The organism is Aquirufa rosea, from assembly GCF_004118285.1.
Classification (GTDB): domain Bacteria; phylum Bacteroidota; class Bacteroidia; order Cytophagales; family Spirosomataceae; genus Aquirufa; species Aquirufa rosea.
Genome location: NZ_SDHY01000008.1, coordinates 100,141 through 124,700, shown reverse-complemented (window position 1 = coordinate 124,700; position 24,560 = coordinate 100,141). Strand labels below are relative to the sequence as shown.

Sequence of the window (24,560 nt, the reverse complement as noted above, 5' to 3'; positions counted from 1 at the left end):
AAGAGGTTACTAGGTATTTGGTAGCAGTACCAGCCACCGTAGTGATGGTAGGAGAAGTACCTGTAATACTTGAAGTAGTGGCCGTGACAGTGGTAGCAGTACCAGCAACTGTATGGGTAGTTAAAACAACCGTGGCAATACCACTGGCATTGGTGGTTGTAGAAGCAGATGCGAAGCTACCGTTAGCATCAGACTTGGTCCAATTGACGGTTTGTCCATTGGTACTGACAGGGTTGTTGTTGGCGTCCGCTAATTGAGCAGAGATGGTTACTGTAGCTCCAGCGACAGGCGAATATCCAGAAGAGGTTACTAGGTATTTGGTAGCAGTACCAGCCACTACATTAAATGCATTGGAATCTCCGGTTTTGCCCGATACATTACCACTGCCAGATCCTGTGGCAGTTAATACAACACCACTTTCTGCTTTTGTATAAGTTACACCTGAAATAGTAACTGAACTGGTTCCTGAAGTAATAGTTCCTGTTAGTGTACCTCCAAGTGTACCAGTACCAGTTTTAAGTGTTAATGTGACGGTTCCATCCGCAGTTGCATTAACGGCATTACCATTGTCATCTGTTAATGTAACCGTAACCGCAAAACTGCTACCAGCGGTTTGTTGTGAAATTGAGGTGATGACTAATTTTGAAGCAGGAGCTGTAATGTAATTTACTGTGGATTGTGTTTGTGAACCTGTGCCATTATTTACAGATGAACCACCCAAAGTAGCTACAAAAACTCCAGATCCAACTACAATAGGAGAAGTAACCGTAGCAGTGTATGTACCATTATTGTTATCTGTAACCGAACTTATAGTTCCAGAACCTGAGGATTTTGTGATAGTTACAGTTGAACCACCAGATGAGATACTATTACCGAAGGCGTCTTTCGCAGTTACGGTTAATACTTGCGTAGAGGTTCCATTTGCTACAATACTTGCGGAAGTAGGCGTTAAGGTTGACATACCAGCATTTGCAGCGCCTGAATTTACCACTGTACTGGATCCTGTATTAGCAGTTAAGGTTGCTGCTTGGTCAGTGGCTGTAATCGTTTGATTACCAGTAGTTTTGAACGTCAAAGCAAACTGTTTTGTTCCACTTGATAGGGCTGAGCTACTTGGAAGAGTGGCTTGCGCATCCGATGAAGTGATTACCGCCGTAGGAGTGGCTGATGAAACCACGTTCCAATATGGGTCTACTGCATTAACCGTGAAATTTAGTGAAGTACCAGCCGTTTGCGCAGTTGGTGTACCTGTTTTTCCTGAGGCAGTCCCAGGTGCAGCTGTTTCACCTGGCATGAGCACTTGTAATTTGTTAACAGTGCCTGCTGTTACTAAAGTATTTGATCCGGTATTGGCTGTTAAGGGTGAAGAACCTGCTTGATCTGTAGCTGTCACAGTCTGAGTTCCAGCTGTTCTAAATGAAAGTGTAAATGTACCTGTTCCAGCTGTTAACGCAGCATTTGAAGGACGAACAGCATTGGCGTCGCTGGTAGTTATGGCAACCGTTGGAGTGGATGTATTTACTTTGTTCCACCAATCATCTACGGCATTTACCGTCACGGTAACATTGCTACCTGCCACCTGATCAGTGGGTGTTCCCGTTTTACCTGTAGCCGAACCCGGGTCAGCGGTCTCTCCTGGCATTAATACTTGTAATTTTGAAACAGGGCCAGTAACAAAGCCTATGGAGGCTGAATTGGATAAAATGGTCTCAAAACCCGAGGCTACTACGGTAGCCTGATAATACGTTGTGTGCGGGGCAATAGTACTGGTAATAGTAAATGTTGCTACGCCATTGGCATCTGTAGTGGTACTGGCTGGGCTAATGGTAGTTCTAGTCGTAGGTACTAATAAGCCTGAATCAGAAAATTGATTTAATGTAACTGTTGCTCCAGCGATAGCAACATTGCTGGAGTTTTTGGCCGTTACAGTGATGGTAGAAGAGTTTGTATTATTCGCAATTACTCCCGTGGTGGGACTTGCTGAAATAACGGAGTTTCCTGTGGTGGGTGTATTTGAAACAGCAAAAGCATCCAAAGCAGAACCAACAGGACCGCTGTTTCCACTAATTTGAGTAGTTGAAGTGTAAGCATTGGTGGTCGCGTTAACTAATAAAACAACCACATAACCTGAATTTGATACAGTACTTCCTGTACTATATTGATTAAAAAATACTGAATTGGGATTGCTACTTTGGTCTCGCCATGATAATTCACCTCTAACGGCGGTAGTGATAGTTCCCCCAGTAGTTTTGTAAGTGAAGTCGACTACGGTATTATTACCTCCACCAGATGTACCAGCAAAGGTACAATTGGTTCCTCCTCCCGTACATACCGTTTCAAAACGAAAATTACTTCCAGCGGTTTTTGAACCATTTATGGTTACTTTGTTTGAACTGATGGTTGCTGGCCAAATGGTTTGTACTACCAGGGCAGCTTCTTCCACTTCTATCTCTTTACCATATACGTAAATGCGGTTTTGGTCATCTCGAATTTTTGCGCCATCAATATCTATCTGAGACAATTCAAAACCCATCTCTTTGGCAGCAAATAATGCGCCTTCGTCACCCGGAGTATCATTATCCCCGTTTAGATAAAAATCAATCGCATGACCATATTCTTGTAATAAGAGTCCTACTATTTGGCGATCATTGGCCTCTGGGAAGATAAACGAGGCCTTGCCAGCTACATAGTCTTCATTGAAATAAATAACAGGACTGCCTGTTGGGCCATGTGCTGAAAATGCGGCCATGGCACTGTTGATAATCTGCCAATTGAGCAATTGAACTGGAACATGGAAGCCATGGTTTAATATGGCCTCACGAAGCTGTATGGCCTTAGCATCAAATTCAGCATCAATGGCTGTGCGTTTTCCCGGAAAGTAGCTAAACAACAAATCCCTGTAATTTGATCTTTGAAAAAATTGATTCAACTTTTCTCTGACCAATTTATTAGCCTGTATGATACGTAATTCCTCAGGAGTTTTTGGTGCTGCAGGATCTTTATCCAAAAAGACTAATTCTTCTCCCGCTGCTTGGTAAGACACAGGACTCAATTGTATGTTAAATGAGGTGTTAGTGCTTGTTTTTGGGTAACTTAAAATACCCGCATTTTCAGAACCCAAGGCTTTGAATGTTATAGCAATAGCAAGGGTAAAAATTACCTTAGGTAGAACACACGAATAGAACGAATAAAATCGTTTCAACTGCTTAAAGCATGTAGCTTTCAATACTTTCATATAATTTTCTGAACACAGATTGTACTAAATTTTTAACAGAAGTTTTTAAAACAGAAAATAAATTTCTGATACAAGGATCTTATGAATCCCAATTCATGGAACTAGTACATGTATTTATAAATAATAGGGAACAAACGCCCAGCAGACTTGATCGTCTTGGAAGGAAATTTTTCATATAATTTAGAAACAGGTACTAACCGCTTTAAAATTTTAGATTCTTTTAGAGTCTATAATTCAAACAAATGTAAATAGATATTTATGTTTGTTGAAATAATCTGAATTGACTTTTGTACTAAATTTAAAATTTCGAACAAATTAAATCCCATAGATTATTTATAACCGCTTTTTTGAAAAACACGAAACTTGACCAAAAATGAAAAATCTTTGAAAAATTCAATTTTAATCTCCGACTCAAAAATATGATTTATTTGAATTTGGAAACATGATGAGGGTCATATTTTAGAAAATTGAACAGCTAATAGAAGAATTTTTAGCTGAAATTCGACATGAAACGGCAGTTATGTACTTTAAGTTTGATAATACTTTACATTAAATGGATTACAAAAAGGGGCCTAATGGCGTTTGAATTTGACCATTTTGAAATGTAATCTACTCCTTTAATAGTTGAAAAGATGCAAAAAAATGTAGACTTATTCGGGCTTTTTAATGGGGAATTTTAAGGTGTCTATAGGCCATTTCCCTTCCCATCCTTGATCAATCATGAGCTTAGGTAAAGATTTTTGTAAATCCTTTATACCCTTTTCACTTACTTTAGTTTGCCACAAGTAAACTTTTCTTAAGGTTTTGATTTTGGATAAGGCTTTCATACCCACATCACTGGCAGATGTCCCTACCAGGTTGATGGTTTCTAAATGAGGCATAGTGCCAAGGTACTCAATACCTTTATCACTTATTCGAGTATGGTCTAATTGTAATTGAATGATTCTTGGATAATTACTGATTTGGTCTAAAAAAGCATCAGTCAATTGGGTGTTTCCAAGCTTTAGGGAAACTACTTGATTTTTTACCCCTTCTACATCTCGTAATTCTTTATCTCCAATTTTGGGAGCGTTGATAGCGTTGATTTCCAAGAAGGGTTTTTCTGATGAAAGTGTAATGACTACTAGTTGATGTTTCCTTAGTTTTTCTATATCACTTTCACTTGCGGCTGGGATGTCTCCCAGTAAAACAGGCGAAACATATTTTTCAGAGTTTTTGTTTCCATCCGTATAGCGGCTCAATATATTTTTGATTTGATTGTCTTGGGGTATTTCTGCAATTTTCTTATTAAAATGGGCACCCTCTTTCACCCACCATTGCAGGAGCTTGATTTCATCCTCCGTTAGACTAATTTTACCTTTGGGTGGCATATGGTCTTCATGGGAAGCTTCCAATAAGACCCTTTTGATCATTTCACTTTCTAAGGGATTTCCTGCTAGAAAAACAGGTCCATTGGCTCCTCCCTTGAGGAGGTTTTCTGGACTATCCATTCGGAGTTTACCTTTTTGCTTTTCCGCATTGTGACAAGACCAGCATTTTTGTTCCAAGGTGGGCTGTATCAAATCTTGATATACCAATGCCTCTTTCAAGTTTTTAATTTTGATGATTTTGGCTCCCACTTCATTCGTTCTTTTTTCTTTGGGAGCTATTCCAATCCATGACCTCCAAGGCTGAGGAAGGTATGTGCTCAAATAATCCGAGCCATGGGTCATGTTTCCTCCTAAATGGCCAGTGACCAGTAGCAACAAAAAGCTAAGAAAAAATAATGGTTTGAAAAAGCGCCGCATCAAGCTGTCCTTGGACCAATGCTTTGCCATATAAGCCAATGCCAAAGAGCTAATGGTCACACTAATTCCTAACCATTGATGTAAAAAGAGCGTATTTTCTTCATATTCTCCTGTCTGAGATAAGCCCCATCCCATGGTACAAGAAATGATACCTGTAATTCCAGTGCTCCATAAGATGGGGACTATTTGGTGTTGTCTTTGCGTTTCTTCCTTTTTAGAAAAGACATAAAGAATGCATCCCATGATGAACATGCCGATGGGTAAATGTACCAGCATGGGATGAAAATGCCCCCAAAAAATTATCCAATCAGGAATTTGCTCCGACTCCCCTCCTATCATATTATCCGATGCGCTCTAATTTGATAGGGTAGGTTTTTTGTGAGGCCCATTGCGCCACATACAGATTATGGTCCGAGTCAGCATAAACATCATGAGGATGAATGAATACCTTGTTCTCATCATCTTTATGCTGGCGTTGTAAAACTCCATCTTTGTAAATCGGTTCGGAACCGCCAGGGGTTGAAACCACCTTCATGTCCTTGTCCAAAATTTGTACGTAACCAGAACCAGGCCAGTTCCCATCTCCACTTCGGAAACATGCTGCTACGATGTGGTCGCCATGTAAATTTGGCCGACAAACAAATGAGCCAGGAAGGTGGTAGCGCTTGATGAATTTGCCGTCTAAAGTAAAGCGTTTTAAACTATTGTTAACACGGTCTGTCACTAGGAGTGTCCAATTCTTTGGATCGCGGGTATCCACTAAAACCCCATGACAGCAGTTAAATAAATTATCATCATAGTCATTGGTTTTGCCCCCAAAGTGACGGATGTACCTTCCTTTGGAATCGTATTGAATGATGTAATTAGCCCCATATCCGTCAGCCACATAGATATCCCCATTTTTAGGATTTACCGCCGTTTCAGTCGGAACGAACTGATGAGGATGATCATAAACTCCCGTTTCCTTAGGGTATTCAATTTTGAATATTTCTTTTCCTTTTAAATCTGTCTTAATAACCTGGTGGCGTGTATTATCACAAATCAATAAAAATTGCTCTCCTCCCTCATTTAAAATAGTTAAACCGTGAGCCCCCGGGTAGGTGTGTCCCCAAGAATCTAACAACTTACCTGATTTATCATATATCAATACGTTGTTTTTGGTTTCGTTGGTCAAGAGGAATAAACGCCCTTTGGCATCTTCAACCATTTCGTGGCAATCGTTCACCGGGTTTTTACCAGCATCCAAAATACCCCAATTAGGGATCACTTTAAATTTGAAATTGTTGTGACCTATTACAATTTCACCAGGTTTGGGGGCAATTTTTTTCATAGTATTTGAGGTGGATAAAAGACTTCCGCCAACTAAAACGGAGCTTGTTTTTAAAAATTCTCTTCGTTGAATGGACTTTTTCATAGGATGGTTAAAAGAGGTTATAAATAAATTTACGGTTTATTAACGGTTTCATCGAGGTTAAATAATACATTGCTTACCAGTGTCCTAGCGATTAAATTCGGTGCAGCAGCTGGTAAAGTATTATCTGGACAAAGCTGTAAAAATTCTCTACATTTTTGTTGATTTTTTTGGTAAATCGGTAGCACTTGTCGGTAGAAGTTGAGCAGTGATTTCTTTTTAGTGGAGCTTATTTCCTTGCCAAATAATTGAAAATAGGCTTTTTCAATGAATACATCTTCTTTATCAAGGGGATATTTTCTTGCGAAAAATTGGGCGCACTCTAAAAATACGGGATCATTTAAGGTATTCAGCGCTTGCATGGGGGTATTGGTCCTAATCCTTCTGGATAGACAAATATCACGAGTTCCAGCATCAAAAGTTACCTGGGTGGGATAAGGACTGCTTCTTCGCCAATAGGTATATAATGACCTCCGCCACTGGTCTTCTCCATCACTCTTGTTCCATTTCATGCCACTGTATGGGGCATTCCAAATCCCCTCGGGTTGCTCTGGCATCACACTTGGGCCCCCTACTTTGCTGGATAACAAACCCGACCAGCGTAAGGCTTGGTCTCGGATTTGCTCAGGACTCAGTCTTACCCTGGGGCCATGACTTAAATAGCGGTTATTAGGGTCTTTTTCCTTGGATTCCTGAGTATACTCAGAACTTTGTTGGTACGTAGCAGACATCACCACGTATTTGATAAAATCCTTGGGTTTAAAGTCAAACTTAAATTGAAATTGATAGGCAAGATAATCCAATAATTCTTGGTGACTTGGACTTAATCCCTGACTTCCTAAATCTTCTAAAGTCTCTACCAATCCTGTTCCAAATAGTTGTTCCCAAATGCGATTGACCGCTACTCGGGAGGTTAATGGATTTTGTGGACTACCCATCCATTGGGCTAATTGCAATCGGTTGCGAATGGGCTTATTATAATATTTGGCAAATAATTGCGGGATGGATCGGTCAACTTGCTTCCCTGGGTTTAACCAACTTCCTCTCTCAAAAAGTGGAGTAGCTCTTTCAAATTCTGAAGGATTTTCCAATAAAATAGGTGTTGTCCCTTCTGGTTGTGTACTGATTAATCGTTTGGCGACTGAAAGGAAGGATGAACTTTGCAAGGGTTTAGGAACATTGGGCAATAGCATCCAATATCCAATTACCGCCGTATTTTGCTCAGGTTGGCAGCTTTTGTTTTGAAAGGACCAAAATAAATCTTGTTTCCCTGCTAGGGCAGGAATGCGGTAAAAAGCATAAGTCCAGCCATGTGCCCAATTCCCTTTTTTAATACCCTCTTTTTCAGGCAAGGTGGTATCTAACTTTATTTGAGCAACTATCTTCCCCTGCAAGGAGCCTTGGCGAATGATTAGTTGAGTGGGGCTGTCGTTGGTGTTTTTATACGCAATTAACATTTCGGTTTTTCCATTCATGGGTACTGCCTTAAATCTGACGGAACCCCCTGGACGGACAGCTAAATATTTATTGTCTTGTAAAGCCCCATTCACAAATTCATCTGCCCAGTGTGGATGTATTTTAGGTTCCACAAATTGTATGCTGTTTTTCCAATGCTGATAATCTTGTGGATAGGTAGTTTTAATAACATTCAATAAGGAATCGACTCTTGCCTGATCAGTGGATTTAAAATGTCGATAGTAAGGCGATTCATCCGGTACATCTTCATCACGGGTATTATTAAAATAGGCCATGTACCTGTAATACTCTTCATGGCGGATCGGGTCATAGGGGTGTGAGTGGCATTGAACGCAGGAAAAACTAGTTCCTTGGAGGGTTTCCCAAGTCGTGTTTACCCGATCTATGATGGCTGCCACCCGAAATTCCTCATCTTCTGTTCCCCCTTCATCATTATTAGCCGTGTTCCGATGAAAGGCTGTGGCAATGTACTGGCTTTCATTGGGGTTTGGCAAAAGATCACCGGCTAGCTGCTCGGTAATGAATTGGTCATAGGGTTTATTTTGATTGAATGAAGCAATCACATAATCACGATATCGCCAAATACTTCGCTTGTCATCTTTTTCGTAACCCTTGGTATCGGCATATCGGGCTAAATCCATCCACATGCTAGCCCATTTTTCGCCAAATTGTGGAGATTGTAATAATTCATCCACTTTTTTCTCGTAAGCATTATCTGAATGATCTGATTCAAAAGCTTTGTACTCAGCTTCCGTAGGACTTAGGCCTGTTAAATCCAAGTAAAGTCGACGAAGTAAATCAGCATTTTTAGCTTTCGATTGATGCCCTAAGCCCATTTCAGCTTGTTTGGCTGCAACAAAGTGATCAATTTCATTTTGTTCCCAACCGATGGGCAGGCCAAGCCATGAAAAGGCTTTTTTCCACCAAGAACTGTAAGGAACATTTACTTTTTTCAAGGGTTGATAGGCCCAATGTTCACCCCAAACGGCACCCTCTTTGACCCACTGACTTAGAATTTGGATTTCTTTTTGACTGAGTGGGGGCCTTTTATAAGGCATTTTTTCCTCTGGATCTTGTAATGTCAAACGCTGAATAAAGCTTGACTTTTCAGGATGACCCGGTACGATGGCGGCCTTATTGAACTTTGTTTTGCCTAAAGCTTCTTCACGGAACAAGAGGCTAAATCCTCCTTGTTTTTTTACCCCTCCATGGCAGCTAATACAGTTTTTATTTAAAATAGGTTTTACCTGTGTATTGAAATCAATGCGTTTTTCCTCTGGCCAAAATTGTTTTCCTACAAAAAACACAGCCAAACCAAGAAGCGTGAATACAATCAGGTTTTTCATGCCAAAATCGGGTCAATAACTTGGCCAAATACATCTGTTAGTCGAAAGTTTCTACCTTGGAATGGATAGGTAAACTCTTCGTGATTGAATCCTAAGCATTGCAAAATCGTTGCTTGAAGGTCATACACAGAGGTTTTGCCTGAAATGGTAGAATAACCCAAATCATCAGTTTCTCCGTGAGAAATGCCAGGCTTGATTCCTCCTCCGGCTAACCACATGGTAAAGGCTTCTGTATGATGGTCTCTTCCAAAATAGGCAAGTTTTTTGCCCTCCCTATTTTCTTGCATCGGTGTTCTTCCGAATTCTCCTCCCCAAACTACCAAAGTTTCGTCCAATAGACCTCTTTGTTCTAAATCAACCAATAAAGCAGTGGTTGCCTGGTCTATTTGTCTACATTTTTGATGTAAACCATAATCTACGGAACCATCCAAGCCCGTTCCATGCGTATCCCAGCCCCAGTCGAAAAGCTGAACAAATCTAACCCCTTTTTCCACTAATTTTCTGGCCAATAAACAGTTGTTGGCAAAAGATTCTTTCCCTGGTTCCGTACCATACATTTCATGGATATAAGCAGGTTCTTTGTTGATGTCCATGACCTCGGGAACAGAGCTCTGCATTTTGTAGGCCATTTCGTATTGGGCAATGCGGGCTACTGTTTCTGGGTCACCTATTTCCTCGTATGTCTCTTGGTTGATTTTATTGATGGCCTCAATACTTGCCTTTCGGATATCTGTGCTCATCCCTTTTGGGTTTTGGATAAACAGGATGGGTTCTCCTTCGGACCTACATTGTACACCTTGGTATATAGAGGGCAAGAAGCCACTTCCCCAGGCAGACTTCCCTGCATCTGGGTTTTTACCTCCGGATGCTAGTACCACAAAACCTGGTAGGTTTTGATTTTCAGTCCCTAAACCATAGCTCACCCAGGATCCCATGCTCGGTCGGCCTAAGCGGGCAGAACCTGTGTGCATTAATAATTGTGCCGGAGCATGATTGAACTGGTCAGTGTACATCCCTTTCAAAAAACTTACACGATCTGCCTGACTGGCTAGATGAGGTAGATAATCGGAAATCCAGTGCCCTGACTGTCCTCTTTGCTTGAAGTTGGCCTTAGGTCCTAGCAAATTAGGGACTCCACGGATGAAGGCAAACTTTTTACCTGCCAACAATTCTTGGGGGCATTCTTTGCCATCAAACTTGGCTAAGCTAGGCTTATAATCAAAAAGCTCCAATTGGGAAGGAGCTCCTGCCATGTGAAGAAAAATAACGGATTTTGCTTTTCTTAGCTTGGGAGAACTTTTAGCCGCCAAAGGGGATTCAAATGATACGGAATCCTTAGAACTGCAATTACTCAAAAAGCTACCTAAGGCCAGCGAGCCAATTCCTGTCCCTAGACTACTTAGAAAGTGTCTTCTTGTGGCCAGTTGGGCTTCCCTTTGGATAGCTTCTTCTAAGAGTTTATTCATTTCATTAATCCATTATAGCACGACCTTTGGTTTCTGGTAAATAAACAGTACCTACTAGGACTGTGATAGCTGCTAGGGTAATGGGATAAAATATACCGGAAAAATTAGAATGAGTAATGGCACCTAACCAGGTAGCCACAAAAGGGGCACATCCCCCAAATACCCCATTAGCAAAATGGTAAGGGATAGATAAGGAGGTATATCGAATTTTAGTTGGGAAAAGTTCAACTAAAAATGCGGCAATTGGCCCATAGGCCATGGCTGCAAAAGTGACTAAAAGTATGCAAATGAAAGCTAATTTTATGGTGCCAATTTGAGTTAAGTGATAAGCTCCATCTACTAAAGTTCCCTCTTGGCTAACAATATCAGACATCCAGGCAAACAAGGGATAATATAAAATGGAGGCCAATGCCATTCCTCCTAACATGATTTTTTTCCGTCCAATACGGTCAGATAAACTTCCAAATACCACAAATAGTGGAGTGCCTACGACCAAAGAAGCTGCAATGATTAAGTTGGTCGTGGTAAAATCCACCATCAGAATCTTATTGATGAAGATTTGAGCGTAAAATTGACCGGTATGCCACACCACACCCTGTCCTACGATGGCCCCAAACATAGCAATGAGCATTAATCGACGATTTGCTTTGCTAGCAAAAGCTTCTTTTAAAGGATTTTCAGATAATCTTCCTTCTTTTTTCAACCGGGCAAAAAGGGGAGATTCATGCATATTTCTACGAATGAAATAGGAGACAACGACCAATAAACCAGATAGTGCAAAGGGAATTCTCCATCCCCAGACCTTAAATTCAGAATCGCCCATGATTTTTTGACAAATCAATATGACGATGATGGAAACAAAAAAACCAAGCGTGGCGGTGGTCTGAATATAGGCAGTATATTTTCCTCGATGAGCATCAGGAGCATATTCTGCCACGTAGGTTGCTGCACCTCCATATTCGCCGCCCAATGCCAGGCCTTGAATGATACGTAATAGTAACAATATGGAAGGCGCTATTAATCCGATTTCAGAATAGCTGGGTATAAATGCAATGGCAAAGGTAGATCCCCCCATCAAGATCAGTGTCAAAAGGAAAGTATATTTTCGGCCTATTCGGTCTCCTAAGCGACCAAAAATGATACCACCAAAAGGACGGGCAACAAATCCTGCTCCAAATGCCGCTAGGGTTGAAATGAATGCTGCTGTGGGGTCATCTTTTGGGAAAAAGGAAAGGGAAATGATGGCTGATAGGCTACCAAAAATATAGAAATCATACCATTCAATGACGGTTCCAACAGAGGAAGCAATGATGACTTGCCAAAGTTTTTTAACGGGGATTTTATTGTTATCGAATTCTACATTCGAAGTAGTCATATAATTATAGGTTTATAAAATATGAAATTAACAATATTGCCTTGAATATCCTAATTTGAAAAATGAATAGGGCTCTTGTACGAACTTGATTTAAGGGCTTGTATATCTCTTGAATTCATTCGGAACTTGAATGAAAAAAATGATATATTTGAAGTGATTACCAATATAATTGATCGTTGAATAATTCTGTTTCTATAAAGGATATTGCAAAAAAATTTAAATGTGCGCCCTCCACTATCTCGCGCGCATTGAATGATCATCCTGCTATCAATATTGAAACCCGTAAAACGATACAGGAGTATGCCCTAAAAGTAGGCTATCAAAAAAACACGCTTTCCCTAAGTTTGTTGAACAATTGTTCCATGACATTGGGGTTAATTTTGCCTTCCATCACCCATTTTCATGAATCTTCCATGTTAGAAGGGCTGGAAGATATCCTCTTGAAATCTGGCTACTTATTAAATATATGTGTGAGCAATGAGTCACATACGATAGAAAAGGAATACATAGATAGGTTGCTGGCGAACCGCGTGGATGGTTTGTTCATTTCCATGGCCCAAGAAAGTTATGATCAACAATTAGGTGAGCACATAGATCGGGTAATCCAGCGGTCTTTACCTGTGATTTTTATTGATCGTCCGAATCATGGTGTAGCTTCTGACCGAGTAGTAACGGATGATTACCAAGGGGCCTACATGGCTACTAAGCATTTAATTGATATGGGTTGTCTACGAATCGCTCATTTACATGGCCCTTCTGGTATTAGTGTTTCCAAGCAACGTTTTTTGGGATATCAAGATTGTTTATTGGCTCATGGAAGGAAGGTAGAGGAAAAATGGATTCAATATGTTCACTTTTCCGCTGAAAGTGCCATTGCGGCAACACGAAATCTGATGCAATTGGATCAGAAACCGGATGGGATATTTGGAGTGAATGATGAAGTTTGCCTGGCCGCTATGCATGTACTGAGAGATTTGGGCATTTCAATTCCTCAGGATGTTGCTATAGTTGGTTTTGATGATATTCCTTTGGCTAGTTTTGGATATCCTCCTTTAAGTTCTGTATCAAGACAAAGTAGGAGAATTGGGGAGGAGGCGGCTAAATTGTTTTTGTCTAAAAAGACTCACAATAAAAGTCCTATTACCATTTCCTTAGATCCTAAATTGATGATCCGGGATTCCTCTCTTCGTGTTATGATGAATTAACAATAGCTTAATACGGTAAAACATGGCGATGTCAATGCTCAAGTCTACCTTTGCGCGATTGTAATCACAACTTGACCTCAAATGCAAACGTTTGCGTAAAATTTTGTGAAGAAATTACAATTAATAATAGGTAAATTTCAAAAATTTTAAATCCCAAAAGTTACCATTTCAAAAAATCAATTCATGAAAAAACACTTACACGATCCATTGGGATGTGCTTGGTTTCGGAATGTAGGTACTAGAATAGTACTATTTTTCGTTGCTAGCATATTCATGCTTGGAGCATTCGAGGTGAATGCGCAAGCGGGTAAACAAATTAAAGGTCGATTGATTGATGCTACCACCAAGGAAGCACTCATCGGCGGAAACGTGATTCTAAAAGGTACTTCCAAAGGAGTTAGCACGGATGTAAATGGAGCATTTACCATTTCTGTTCCGAATGATAACTCTGTTTTAGTGGTTCGTTATCTTGGCTACGCCTCACAGGAAGTAACTGTTGGGGGAAGAACTTCCATAGAAATTGCTATGGTAGCCAATGCTGCTGATTTAGCACAGGTGGTGGTTGTAGGTTACGGTACTCAAAATAAGCGTGACGTAACAGGTTCTGTGAAGTCAGTACAGAGCGCAGCGTTTAATAAAGGTATCATCAACTCACCTGAGCAATTGCTTCAAGGTAAAGTGGCAGGTGTAAACGTAACATCCGCTACAGGAGAGCCAGGAGGTAATCAAGGTATTACCATCCGTGGACCTGGAGGTATTCGTACGGGAAGTACACCCTTATTTGTAATTGATGGTTTAGCCTTAGATAATTCAAGTACTGGAGGAGGAAACCCTTTGAACTTCCTAAATCCTCAAGATATCGAGACCATTGACGTGTTGAAAGACGCTTCGGCAACAGCTATTTATGGTGCTCGTGGGGCTAACGGGGTAGTATTAATTACTACTAAAAAAGGTAAAGCTGGCGTTTCGACGTTGAATTTTAACTCAAGTTTAGGTATTTCCAACATTGCCAGAGCATTACCTGTTTTATCTCCATCTGAATTCCGTAAGCAAGTAGTTGCCAATGGAGGTAATTTGGAAGATTTTGGAGGAAATACAGATTGGCAAAAAGAAGTTACTCGTGAAGCCATTACACAGAACTATAACCTTAGTTTAGGTGGAGGAGCCAATAAGCTTTCTTACTATGCTTCTTTTGGAGCTCAAGCTCAACAGGGTATTTTGAAAAACAATCAATTGGATCGTTATACAGGTCGTATCAATGTAACTCAGAAGTTTTGGGATGACCGTTTGGTAGTAGATGCTAACATCAACGTAACTAATACAAACAACGAGCGTCCATCGATTGAAGGTTTATTAGGAACTGCAATTTCCAATAACCCTACGCTTCCAGCTTATGCAGCAGACGGTTCTTTGGCTCGTTATGCCACGGCATCTAACCCATTGTTAGGATTGACTTTATTTAAAGATAATACGACGATTAATCGTACTTTGGCCAGTATTTCACCATCCTTGAAAATCGTAAAAGGTTTAGTGTATCGTTTAAACTTTGGTTTAGATAATTCTACTTCTAACCGTGACGTGGTTTCATTAGGTAGTAATATTCCAAAACAAGATGGTCGTTTAGACTCTTATTTGGCTAGTAATAATAACCGATTGATTGAGAATTATTTAACTTATACCTACGATCAAGGGGATCATAATTTCTCTGCATTGATTGGTCATTCTTACCAAAAGATTAAGGTTCAATACCGTAACTGGAGTATTAACAAATTCCCAGCTGATTTGCCTATTGATCCAATTTATAATCCAGGGGTAGGTCAAGAATTAACCATGGCGACAAATAAGCCAGGAGGTTCTGCCTTTATCAATGAGTTACAGTCTTATTTTGGACGTTTCAACTACCAATATAAAGACAAGTACTTAGTAACAGCTACAGTACGTGCTGACGGGTCCTCTAAATTTGGAGCAAATAACAAATACGGTATTTTCCCATCATTTTCTTTGGGATGGAGATTGTCCGAGGAGGCTTTCTTGAAGAATACGAGCATCAGCAACTTGAAATTACGTGCTGGTTGGGGACAAACGGGTAACCAAGAGATTCCATCTAAGATTACTCAACCATTGTTTACTTCGACAATCTCTGGAACTACTTCATATCCTTTGGATGCAACTTCCACCTTCCCATCAGGTATTACTTACTCTCGTTTAGCTAACCCTGATATACAGTGGGAGGTTTCTACACAGAGTAACGTAGGTTTGGATTTTGCTTTCGGTAACGGAGCATTCTCTGGATCAATTGACTACTTCAATAAAGTGTCTAACAATATGTTATTGGAGGTAATTCCTGCAGACCCAGTTCAACCAGCTTCTTCTGTTTGGGCTAACGTGAAGGATATGAAGATCAATAACAGCGGGGTTGAATTAGATTTAGAGTACAAGGGTACTACAGAAACAGGTTGGAAATATAGCTTAGGAGGTAACTTAACTTTAATCAAAAATGAAGTTGTAGGTTCTCCTTATACAGTAATTCCTTCGGGTTCTGCCTCTGGATCTGGTTTGACATCTGCTACTATCAACGGCTATATCAATGGTCAGCCTATCGGTACATTCTTCTTGAAAGAATTTATTGGATTTGATGATAAAGGAATGAGCGTTTATCGTGATGTAGATGGTGACGGTGTAGTTACTGACAAGGATCGTATTGCTGCTGGGACGGCATTGCCTACCACACAATATAACTTCTTTGGTAATTTAGCTTACAAAGGATTTGATTTATCCTTACAGTTCAACGGAGTGGCTGGAAATAAAATTTATGACAATACAGCTAACTCAGCATTCTATAAGTTGAAAATTGCCAAAAACTCCAATACAACGCCTGCTGCATTTGCAGATTCCAAAGAATCTAACAGTAATGCCGCTCCTGTATCTACTCGTTTCTTGAAGGACGGAGCTTTCTTACGACTGAACAATGCTACTTTAGGATACACATTTGACACGCAGAAATTGGGTATTAGCAAATGGATTTCATCTTTACGCTTATCCGTAACTGGACAAAACTTGTGGATTGCTACCAAGTACGATGGATATGATCCAGAAGTTAACAAGGATAGCTCTATGAACGGTGTATTATCTTATGGAATTGACTACTTAAGTTATCCTAAGGCAAAATCGATCATCTTCGGCTTAAATCTTACATTTTAATTCTTAAACAAAAATGAAAAAGATAGGAAAAATAACCATAGTTCTTTTTGGTATGATGGCTTTTTATAGCTGTACCAATTTGAATGAGATTATATTGGACGAGTACAATGCCACTACCGTGACGGATAAACAAGCGGCAGATGGAATTTTGGCTCCAGCATATGCTTTATTGCCTAGTATTTACCAGCATACCAATTTGTTTGCCTTGTCAGAAATTTCGACCGATGAGGCCATTCTTCCTTACCGTGGAGGAACTGACTGGGGTGATAATGGTATCTATTTGTCATTACATCGTCACCAGACGACAAGTACAGACCCTAACGTGCGTAATACGTGGAACTTATTATTGCAGGGGATTTCTCGTTCGGTAACGGCTATTAACTCTTTGAAAGTGAATAAAGACCCATCGGCTACTTTGTACATTGCTGAGGCACGTGGAATGCGTGCATTCTACAATATGTTGATGTTGGATTTATTCGGTATTGCTTTTCAAAAAGAAGATTTAGGAGACGTTTCTACTATTTTGAGAACCGACAAGGCAGTAGAATATATTCGTACTGAATTACTTGCCATCGAGCCTATCGTAGAAACTACCACTGGTCCAGGTCGTATTAGCAAAGGCGCTGTTTGGGGTCTATTAGCCAAACTACATTTGAATGCTGCGGCTTATCGTGATCCGTATGGAGCGACCTTAAACCATACTGCCGCGGATATGGATAAGGTAATCGAGTACACAGGAAAGATCATTAGCTCGGGCCAATATGCCCTTTCTCCAGATTACTTTGCTATTTTCGGAAATGATAACCATGGTAACAAAGAGTTAATCTTTGCAGTAGATCAGCGTGCAGAATTGAATGGTCATAACCGTATGGCATACTTTTCCCTAGCGAATGACCAACGTCCATTGCCTGCTTACCCAGCAGCTAACGGAACAGATGGTCCTGCCATCACTCCAGATTTCTATCGTTCATGGACTAGTGCTTATGGAAATGTAGATCCAGCTGATGCTGATCCTCGTTTTTACAGAAGAAATGTGGATCCAAGTGTAGAATGTGTGGATGGTAACTCCTACAACATTGACCGCGGTATTTTAAGAGGCCAACAGTACGGTTTAGTTTACCAAAGTGGGGCATTCGTGAAGTGTCCAGATGGTAAATTTAAAGTTGGACCACTTTACAATACTCGTGGTAAGGCACCTTATCCTTTGGTTATCCATACCTTGGATGTGAACTTCACTACGGCAGGTAGCGATTACAGTACGGGTTATCGTGTGGAAAAATATGAGTTCTCTAAGAAATCGTCTTCAGGACGTAATTTTGGTGAAGCTGATATCGTAATCATTCGTTTGGCTGATGCTTATTTAATGCGTGCAGAGGCTAAATTACGTAAATCAGACGCAGCAGGTGCTTTAGCTGATGTAAATGCCGTTCGTGCCGCTCGTACTAAACCGGCTCCGGCATTGACTAGCATCGACTTGAACACCTTGCTTCGTGAGCGTGGATTTGAGTTTTACTGGGAGAATCAACGCAGAACGGATTTAATTCGTTTTGGTAAATATGAGGATTCTTGGACAGAGAAGGATAACAAGGATAAAAACATGCGCTTGTTCCCAATCCCTCAAACTGCGATAGATGGTGCATCTAACTTAACAGGCTATTTGAAACAAAATCCTGGATATTAAGATCTGTTTTTTGCCTAACGCTGTCAAGGATTAAAACCTTGACAGCGTTGGTGAAAATCACGAAAAAAATCTTCTAAACCTATTCAGTTTCCTGTTAATCGGCTTAGGTTAATACTTTAATTTTTTCAAAAGGGGCTGAGTTTACTCAGCCCCTTTTTTTTGCATTATTTCTTGTAAAATGAATATTCTGATTAATTTTGTTTTTTATCGAATACATTGAGTAAACGGAATTTTACAAGAACATATTAATCCATAAAATTATGCTTACAAGAAGAGATGCCATCTCCCAAATAGCCTTAATGTTAGGAGGTGCCATAACTGGACCGACTTTGATGGCTATGGAAGCGAAACAAAGTGGTCAAGCAAGTCTAGCTGAGTCATTTAGTTTGTCAGATACCCAAAGGAAAATTGTTGCTGCTGTGGCAGAACATATTATTCCAAAGACTTCAACACCAGGGGCCATTGATGCAGGAGTTCCTGCCTTTATTGAATTAATGCTGAATGACTGCTACAAATTACCTGAGCAGAGAAGCTTTTTAAAGGGTGTTTCTGATTTAGAAAAGGCTGGATTTTTAAATCAAAATGCAAGCGGTCAAGTGGCTATGTTGACTTTATTAGAAAGCAATACTAAGCAATTGATGAGTTCATTCCGCTTGAAACAACAGAAAGTTGGGGATAATGTGGACAAAGAAACATTGGAAGGTAACAATGGCGTGCCTTTCTGGAGATTGATGAAGGAATTAACCTTGTTGGGCTATTTTACTTCTGAAAAAGGAATCAATGCTTCTTTCGAATATGTAACTGTACCTGGTAAATTTGAACCAATCAAATTGAAGCCAGGACAAAAGGCTTATCAATATTAATTTGACCAATTATCATTACTTATATGAATCTTAATATAGACGCAATTAAAAGTCAGACATTCGATGCCATTGTTATCGGATCTGGTATATCAGGTGGCTGGGCTGCTAAAGAATTAACAGAAAAAGGTTTAAAAGTGGCCGTCTTAGAACGTGGTCGTGAAATCAAGCACGTAGAAGGATATGAAACGGCATTGAAAGATCCTTGGGATCTTCCACATCGTGGCCGTCCGACTAATATGGCTGCGGAGGAGTATTGGGCTGGAATGCGTACGGGCTATACTGCTAATGAAGAGCACCGTTACTTGTTTGAAAATGATAAACAAAATCCTTACATCGAGAAAAGAGGAGGATTTGATTGGATTCGTGCCTACCATACTGGGGGTAAATCCTTGCTTTGGGGCCGTCAATCTTATCGTTGGAACAAAGAAGATTTTGAGGCTAATGCCAAAGATGGTATTGGAACTGATTGGCCTATTCGTTATGAGGATTTAGCTCCGTGGTACTCATATGTGGAGAAATTTGCAGGAATTTCAGGACAAAAAGAAGGATGGGATGTGTTGCCTGATTCGGAGTTTTTGCCTGCTATGGCCATGACTGCTCCTGAAGTTTATTTTAAGGATCAAGTAAATAAGAAATTAGGACGTCCTGTTACGATTGGACGTGTGGCGCACTTAACTCAACCTGGCGCACATCATACTGCTTTAGGTAGAGGATCTTGCCAATACCGTAACAAATGTATGCGCGGCTGTCCATATGGCGGTTATTTTAGTTCGCTTTCGGCTACTTTACCTGCCGCTATGCGCACTAAACGTTTAACCATGATTCACAATGCCATTGTTTCGGAAATCATTTATGATGAGGCATCGCAAAAGGCCAAAGGTGTACGTGTGATCGATCAAAATACCTTAGCTGTTACAGAATATTTTGCTAAGATTATTTTCGTCAACGCCGGGGCCATTGGTTCTACTTCCATTTTGATGAATTCAAAATCTAGTCGTTTTACCAACGGCTTAGGTAATGACAGCGATCAGTTAGGACGTAACATCATGGACCACCACCTAGGCGTAGGAGCTTCTGCCCAAATTGAAGGATTCAACGATGATTACATGTTCGGAAGTCGTCCTAATGGATTATACATTCCTCGCTTCCGTAACTGGGGCAAAGATAAACGTAGTTATATCCGTGGATTTGGATATCAAGGTGGAGCTAGCCGAGCTGGTTGGGGCCGTGGTACTAACATGGATGGCTTCGGTGCCCAGTTTAAGGAGAGCTTGACTCAACCAGGTACTTGGAGTATTGGATTTGGAGGTTTCGGTGAAATATTGCCTAATCCAAATAACCGTTTTGTTTTAAGTCAAACTCAGAAAGATAAATGGGGCTTACCTGTGTTAGAATTTGAAGCAGAATTTGGAGAAAACGAAATCAGAATGCGTCAAGATATGATGAATGATGCCGCAGAAATGTTAGAAGCTGCAGGCTTCAAAAACATCAATGCTTACAATAACTCCAATACGCACATCGGTTTAGGTATTCATGAGATGGGAACAGCTCGCATGGGCCGTGATCCAAAAACATCTGTATTGAATAAGCATAATCAAATTCACAATGTGAAAAACGTGTTTGTGACGGATGGTGCTGCCATGGCTTCTGCTTCTTGCGTTAATCCATCATTAACCTATATGGCATTAACGGCTCGCGCGGCAGATTTTGCTGTTAGTGAACTGAAGAAACGTAATCTGTAATCAGATTTTTGTAAATAGGAAAGGGACTCATTGTGAGTCCCTTTTTTTGTAGTCCAATTTACACTAAGGAATTTTTACTACTTTCAGGATTATCTCAGCGGGCCAATGCACTGCTTTAACTTGAACAAAATAAATTCCTTCCGGGTATTTGGCTAATGAAAATCTTAAGGTATTTTGCTCAGCCAGAGGCCATTCCTCCAATCGTCGGCCATCCATATTAGTCAAGGTAGCAAAGCCTGAAATCATTTCACCCAATTCCACCGTTACATTACTTTTGCTTGGATTCGGAAAAATTCGAATCTTCTCCTTACTCTCCTCCTCGGTACTTAGGGTAATCTCTGCTCGGGCCTTTAAATAGCTTGTCTGTGAAATCCCATCCTCAGTAAAATACTGCATTTTATAAACATAGCTTATCCCAGGACTGACGTTTTTGTCCTCATACTGTAAATCAGTGCCTTGAAGAATTGGCTTAAATGTTTCACCCGGCGCTTGTCTTGATAAAACATATTTTACCGCATCATTTACCTTGGGCCAGCTTAATGGAATACTTAATTTTTCTTGCTTGACCAAGCTGATTGGGATGCTTTTTAATGAATCTGGAAGATTAATTTGAAGCAAAGTGGGGTCTGACTCAGTAGAATCATTTATCGCGATCAACTGATATTGATAGTTCAGGTTGAGCGACTTGGGGATTTCGGTATAAGATGTGGTGGACGGACCAAATTGCCCCAACAAATTGAAATTCGATTCGTTCGGCAATTTTCTCCATAAGTTGTAGGAAGATGCACTAGGGAGTTTTTCCCATTGAAAGCTGATGGCATTCCATTTCTTTTCTTTTACCGTTATTGGAATTGCTTTCATAGCTTTTTGAACCTTTACCTGATAAAATGAAAAGGCATTTTTCCCTTTTGAATTCTGGATATATGGTCCTAGGTATGGGTAGAAATAATAGTCGCTGGTAACAAATGACGGCAAATAGGAAATGGAGCTTCTGGATTTATCTGACACCAGTTCCAATTCTAATTTATGATCACGAGCCTTGGCATTTTGGATTTGAAAGGTAAAGTTATCCAAGCTGATAAATTCGTTTAAATCAAGTTTTTTACCAGATGGGTGAATAAATGTCTGAGGGTATTGGATGTTTTGACCCTCTTCAAAAACTAGGGTTAATTTATTGGGATTTGATTGTGATTGAATTACTTTTTTTAAGTTCGGGGAGGCATTTTCTACCTCTGTATTTCCCTGATTAAAGAACAGTCGTAGGATTAATTCAGCTATTTCTTTCCCATTATTTTGGTAGCCCTCTTTTGAATATATGCTACCAGTAAATCCTTTGGTTCCTAGGGTACTAAATGGAATGATATGAGAGTAATTTTCAGATATATTCCTTTGAAACTCTCTTAAAATTGCGGCACTTTCAGTGGGGTAATTACCAATATCATTTTGGCAGAAAATAAAAGCGCCTAAGTCAGGAAAATCAGTTTTCAGCCCTTGGATTAATTGTTTTACAAAGGAAATGGTTGGTTGAATCAATTTATCTGAATCAATTTCACCATGTCGAAAGATATAAGAACGGATTTGATTTTTTAAACCAGCTTTTTCTATTCGATAAAGCATTTTACCATAATTGCTACGGAGAAGCATAGGGTCCATGGTAGATTTTAATAAACTTTCCGAGGTCGAGTGATGGTCGCTGATATTTAATAAAGCAATGGGGATTTGAAGGGCATCTGAAAGTGTTTTTTGAATGGCAAAACCAAATGCACCTACATTGTTAGCATAGCCTTCAGAGTTGGCAATGGACCATAAAGTATCTGCGCGGGAATATTCAATTTTATTATTATCCATTGAATTTCTACCAAAGGTTCTAGAAAAATCGTCGGTTTCTGTTTCATTGAATGAGGCACTTGCATTGATTCCTCCACTAACTATGATGGCATCTCCAGCCACTAAATGAGTTCTAGTTGCAATTTTTACGGAATCATTTGCGGATTTGATGAGGTAAATCTCTAAAGTATGATTCGTTTTTTCTGCATTAATGGGTAAATCGAAGGACCATTCTGCTACCGTATTCTGGTACTTCAAATTCTTTTTTTGATATACTTTAACGGAGGTATTTGTTTTCAAAATAGTAGAAATAGCCATGAATAGGCCACTTTGCTCATTTCCTTTAATCAGGATTTTCCCCTGATTGGTTTTTTTGTCTCGAGGGAACAATTGATAATTTTGTGGGATAATTTGAAAGCGGGAAATATGAGCTAATGTATCAAAAAGCTCGATTCCTTTTATTTCGATATTTTCAAAACTAAAGGCTCGCATACCTCCTTTATTTTTCAAAAATGGGCCAGGGAACTGGTTGAAAACATCCTTGGGGAAATAGGTTGGTATATATGATATGATCTCTTCTTTGGGAGCTCGATCAAGCTTTAGAACTACTTTATTTCCATAAGCCTTAATAGACTTTATCTCATCAAATTTGAGTTGGGGAAGGGATACACTTGTCAAGTAAAAATTCTCTCTGATATTTCTCAATAGTTGTTGTCCTAGCTTGGTCAACAAGGTAGTATCCTGTTGTACGACCATTTCTTGATTTTCCTCAAATTCCAATACAATCAGCTTCTTATCTGCCGCACCAAAATATGCCCTTTGTAAATTAGGACTTTCAAAAGCGGGATTGATTTTTTTACTGTAGAAATCCCGATCCAGCAAACGATACATTTCCCAAGCACTTTGGAAATAACCTTCAGGTGTGTAGTGAATGCCATCATATCCCGTGGTGCCTAAGGTAGCAAATCCCTGGATAAATGGCCCCTCTTGTAAGATTCTTCTTTGGTCATTTCGTAATAGACCCTGCATGGCATAATTACCATCTACCACATTGATTTGTGGTAGATAAATTTTTTGTATACTGGGATATTCTTTTTTGAGGATTTCAGCGTGTTTTCTGAAGTTCTGAAGCCATCCTAAAGCATTTCCATTGGAATCGTTTTCTCCTTGTCGATATATAAATGCCCTAACTGACTGTAATAAGCCAGCCTTCATCACTTTGTAATATAATCTTCCACTGGATTGGGTTAAATCTGCAGGATTCGTTCCTCTTGCCAAATTGTACTCCATAGATGAACCCCCTGAACCACCATTGATGATACAGACAGGAATTTTCTGTTCTTCAATGATGTATTTTTGAATTTGAGATGCCCAGAGTCCTACATCGGCAGGGTTATTAGAAATGGACCACAGGGTATCCGCTGGGTTGTAATTTTCCGTGTTGGTGTAGTTGGGATATTTTCCAAAACTCCTGGCATATTCTCCTTGATACACCTTCTTGATCTCTTTCCCATTGTAAGAATTGGATTGACCACTAACTAAAAAAACATCCCCAGCCACCAAGTTTTTCTTACTCGTTACTAGTACCGAATCCTTGCCCTTGATGGCATATATATGTAGTTCATACTCGGCTAATTCGGCTTCAATACTTACCTGAGAATGGAAATAGCCTCTATTTTGACGATAAATAATAGGGACTTGGGTATATGAAAATCGACTAGTATTCCTGAATACCAGGATGGAAATAGCGTTCCACTGATTCGAATCTGATGAGCCTGTAATGGAAATTAGCCCTTTATTCTGCTCATTTCGAGGATACAATTGGTAGTCTTGAGGTAATTTATCAAACAAAAATCCATTGATTTGTTGGGCTTTTGTTGGAATAAGTACTGCAAAAAATAACAGAACAGGTAAGAGAAAGGAAGCAGAATGACGATGTAACACA

Annotated in this window: 12 protein-coding genes; 5 read left to right on the top strand and 7 right to left on the bottom strand. The window is 39.9% G+C overall.

Going from position 1 to position 24,560, the window contains the following annotated elements:
• The 6 genes from ESB04_RS11910 to ESB04_RS11885 all read right to left on the bottom strand — a co-directional run.
• Positions 1 to 3,235 (bottom strand): beta strand repeat-containing protein (locus ESB04_RS11910; protein ID WP_164969655.1); only part of this gene is annotated, 3,235 nt, incomplete at its 3' end.
• Positions 3,236 to 3,885: 650 nt separating this feature from the next.
• Positions 3,886 to 5,361 carry a c-type cytochrome domain-containing protein gene (locus ESB04_RS11905; protein WP_129027969.1) on the bottom strand — a complete coding sequence of 492 codons (1,476 nt, stop codon included), beginning with the start codon at positions 5,359 to 5,361 and terminating at the stop codon, positions 3,886 to 3,888.
• A gap of 1 nt (position 5,362) precedes the next feature.
• Complete coding sequence (locus ESB04_RS11900; protein WP_129027968.1) at positions 5,363 to 6,436, bottom strand: NHL repeat-containing protein; 1,074 nt, start codon at positions 6,434 to 6,436, stop codon at positions 5,363 to 5,365.
• Positions 6,437 to 6,465: 29 nt separating this feature from the next.
• Positions 6,466 to 9,255 (bottom strand): PSD1 and planctomycete cytochrome C domain-containing protein, encoded by a 2,790-nt coding sequence (locus tag ESB04_RS11895; RefSeq protein ID WP_129027967.1) that lies wholly within the window; start codon positions 9,253 to 9,255, stop codon positions 6,466 to 6,468.
• Positions 9,252 to 10,721 (bottom strand): DUF1501 domain-containing protein, encoded by a 1,470-nt coding sequence (locus ESB04_RS11890; protein WP_129027966.1) that lies wholly within the window; start codon positions 10,719 to 10,721, stop codon positions 9,252 to 9,254. The genes ESB04_RS11895 and ESB04_RS11890 overlap by 4 nt, the downstream gene beginning before the upstream one ends.
• Before the next feature lie 4 nt (positions 10,722 to 10,725).
• On the bottom strand, positions 10,726 to 12,096 hold the full coding sequence (locus ESB04_RS11885) for an MFS transporter (protein WP_129027965.1): 1,371 nt from the start codon (positions 12,094 to 12,096) through the stop codon (positions 10,726 to 10,728).
• Positions 12,097 to 12,272: 176 nt separating this feature from the next.
• Between ESB04_RS11885 and ESB04_RS11880 the strand changes: the two genes are divergently transcribed.
• The 5 genes from ESB04_RS11880 (at position 12,273) to ESB04_RS11860 (ending at position 20,788) form a co-directional block, all read left to right on the top strand.
• A complete protein-coding gene (locus ESB04_RS11880; RefSeq protein WP_129027964.1) occupies positions 12,273 to 13,301 on the top strand; it encodes a LacI family DNA-binding transcriptional regulator in 1,029 nt (342 codons plus the stop codon).
• Positions 13,302 to 13,574: 273 nt separating this feature from the next.
• Positions 13,575 to 16,502, top strand: coding sequence for a SusC/RagA family TonB-linked outer membrane protein (locus ESB04_RS11875; RefSeq protein ID WP_129027978.1), 2,928 nt, complete (start codon positions 13,575 to 13,577; stop codon positions 16,500 to 16,502).
• A gap of 13 nt (positions 16,503 to 16,515) precedes the next feature.
• The gene (locus ESB04_RS11870; RefSeq protein ID WP_129027963.1) at positions 16,516 to 18,183 is read left to right on the top strand and encodes a RagB/SusD family nutrient uptake outer membrane protein; all 1,668 of its coding nucleotides are present in this window, start codon (positions 16,516 to 16,518) and stop codon (positions 18,181 to 18,183) included.
• A gap of 260 nt (positions 18,184 to 18,443) precedes the next feature.
• Positions 18,444 to 19,046: a gluconate 2-dehydrogenase subunit 3 family protein gene (locus ESB04_RS11865; RefSeq protein WP_129027962.1), complete on the top strand. Its 603-nt coding sequence runs from the start codon at positions 18,444 to 18,446 to the stop codon at positions 19,044 to 19,046.
• Between the two features lie 23 nt (positions 19,047 to 19,069).
• Complete coding sequence (locus ESB04_RS11860) at positions 19,070 to 20,788, top strand: FAD-dependent oxidoreductase (protein WP_129027961.1); 1,719 nt, start codon at positions 19,070 to 19,072, stop codon at positions 20,786 to 20,788.
• 63 nt (positions 20,789 to 20,851) lie between these two features.
• Here the strand turns inward: ESB04_RS11860 and ESB04_RS11855 are convergent, their stop codons facing one another.
• Entirely contained in the window at positions 20,852 to 24,559 is a 3,708-nt protein-coding gene (locus tag ESB04_RS11855) for a sialate O-acetylesterase (RefSeq protein WP_129027960.1), read from the bottom strand.
• Between the last annotated feature and the right edge of the window lies 1 nt (position 24,560).

What these genes read in the sequence shown, in the direction of transcription:
- ESB04_RS11905 (WP_129027969.1), bottom strand. Translation starts at nt 5,361, where the DNA reads ATGATAGGAGGGGAGTCGGAGCAAATTCCTGATTGGATAATTTTTTGG.
- ESB04_RS11900 (WP_129027968.1), bottom strand. Translation starts at nt 6,436, where the DNA reads ATGAAAAAGTCCATTCAACGAAGAGAATTTTTAAAAACAAGCTCCGTT.
- ESB04_RS11895 (WP_129027967.1), bottom strand. Translation starts at nt 9,255, where the DNA reads ATGAAAAACCTGATTGTATTCACGCTTCTTGGTTTGGCTGTGTTTTTT.
- ESB04_RS11890 (WP_129027966.1), bottom strand. Translation starts at nt 10,721, where the DNA reads ATGAATAAACTCTTAGAAGAAGCTATCCAAAGGGAAGCCCAACTGGCC.
- ESB04_RS11885 (WP_129027965.1), bottom strand. Translation starts at nt 12,096, where the DNA reads ATGACTACTTCGAATGTAGAATTCGATAACAATAAAATCCCCGTTAAA.
- ESB04_RS11875 (WP_129027978.1), top strand. Translation starts at nt 13,575, where the DNA reads ATGCTTGGAGCATTCGAGGTGAATGCGCAAGCGGGTAAACAAATTAAA.
- ESB04_RS11870 (WP_129027963.1), top strand. Translation starts at nt 16,516, where the DNA reads ATGAAAAAGATAGGAAAAATAACCATAGTTCTTTTTGGTATGATGGCT.
- ESB04_RS11865 (WP_129027962.1), top strand. Translation starts at nt 18,444, where the DNA reads ATGCTTACAAGAAGAGATGCCATCTCCCAAATAGCCTTAATGTTAGGA.
- ESB04_RS11860 (WP_129027961.1), top strand. Translation starts at nt 19,070, where the DNA reads ATGAATCTTAATATAGACGCAATTAAAAGTCAGACATTCGATGCCATT.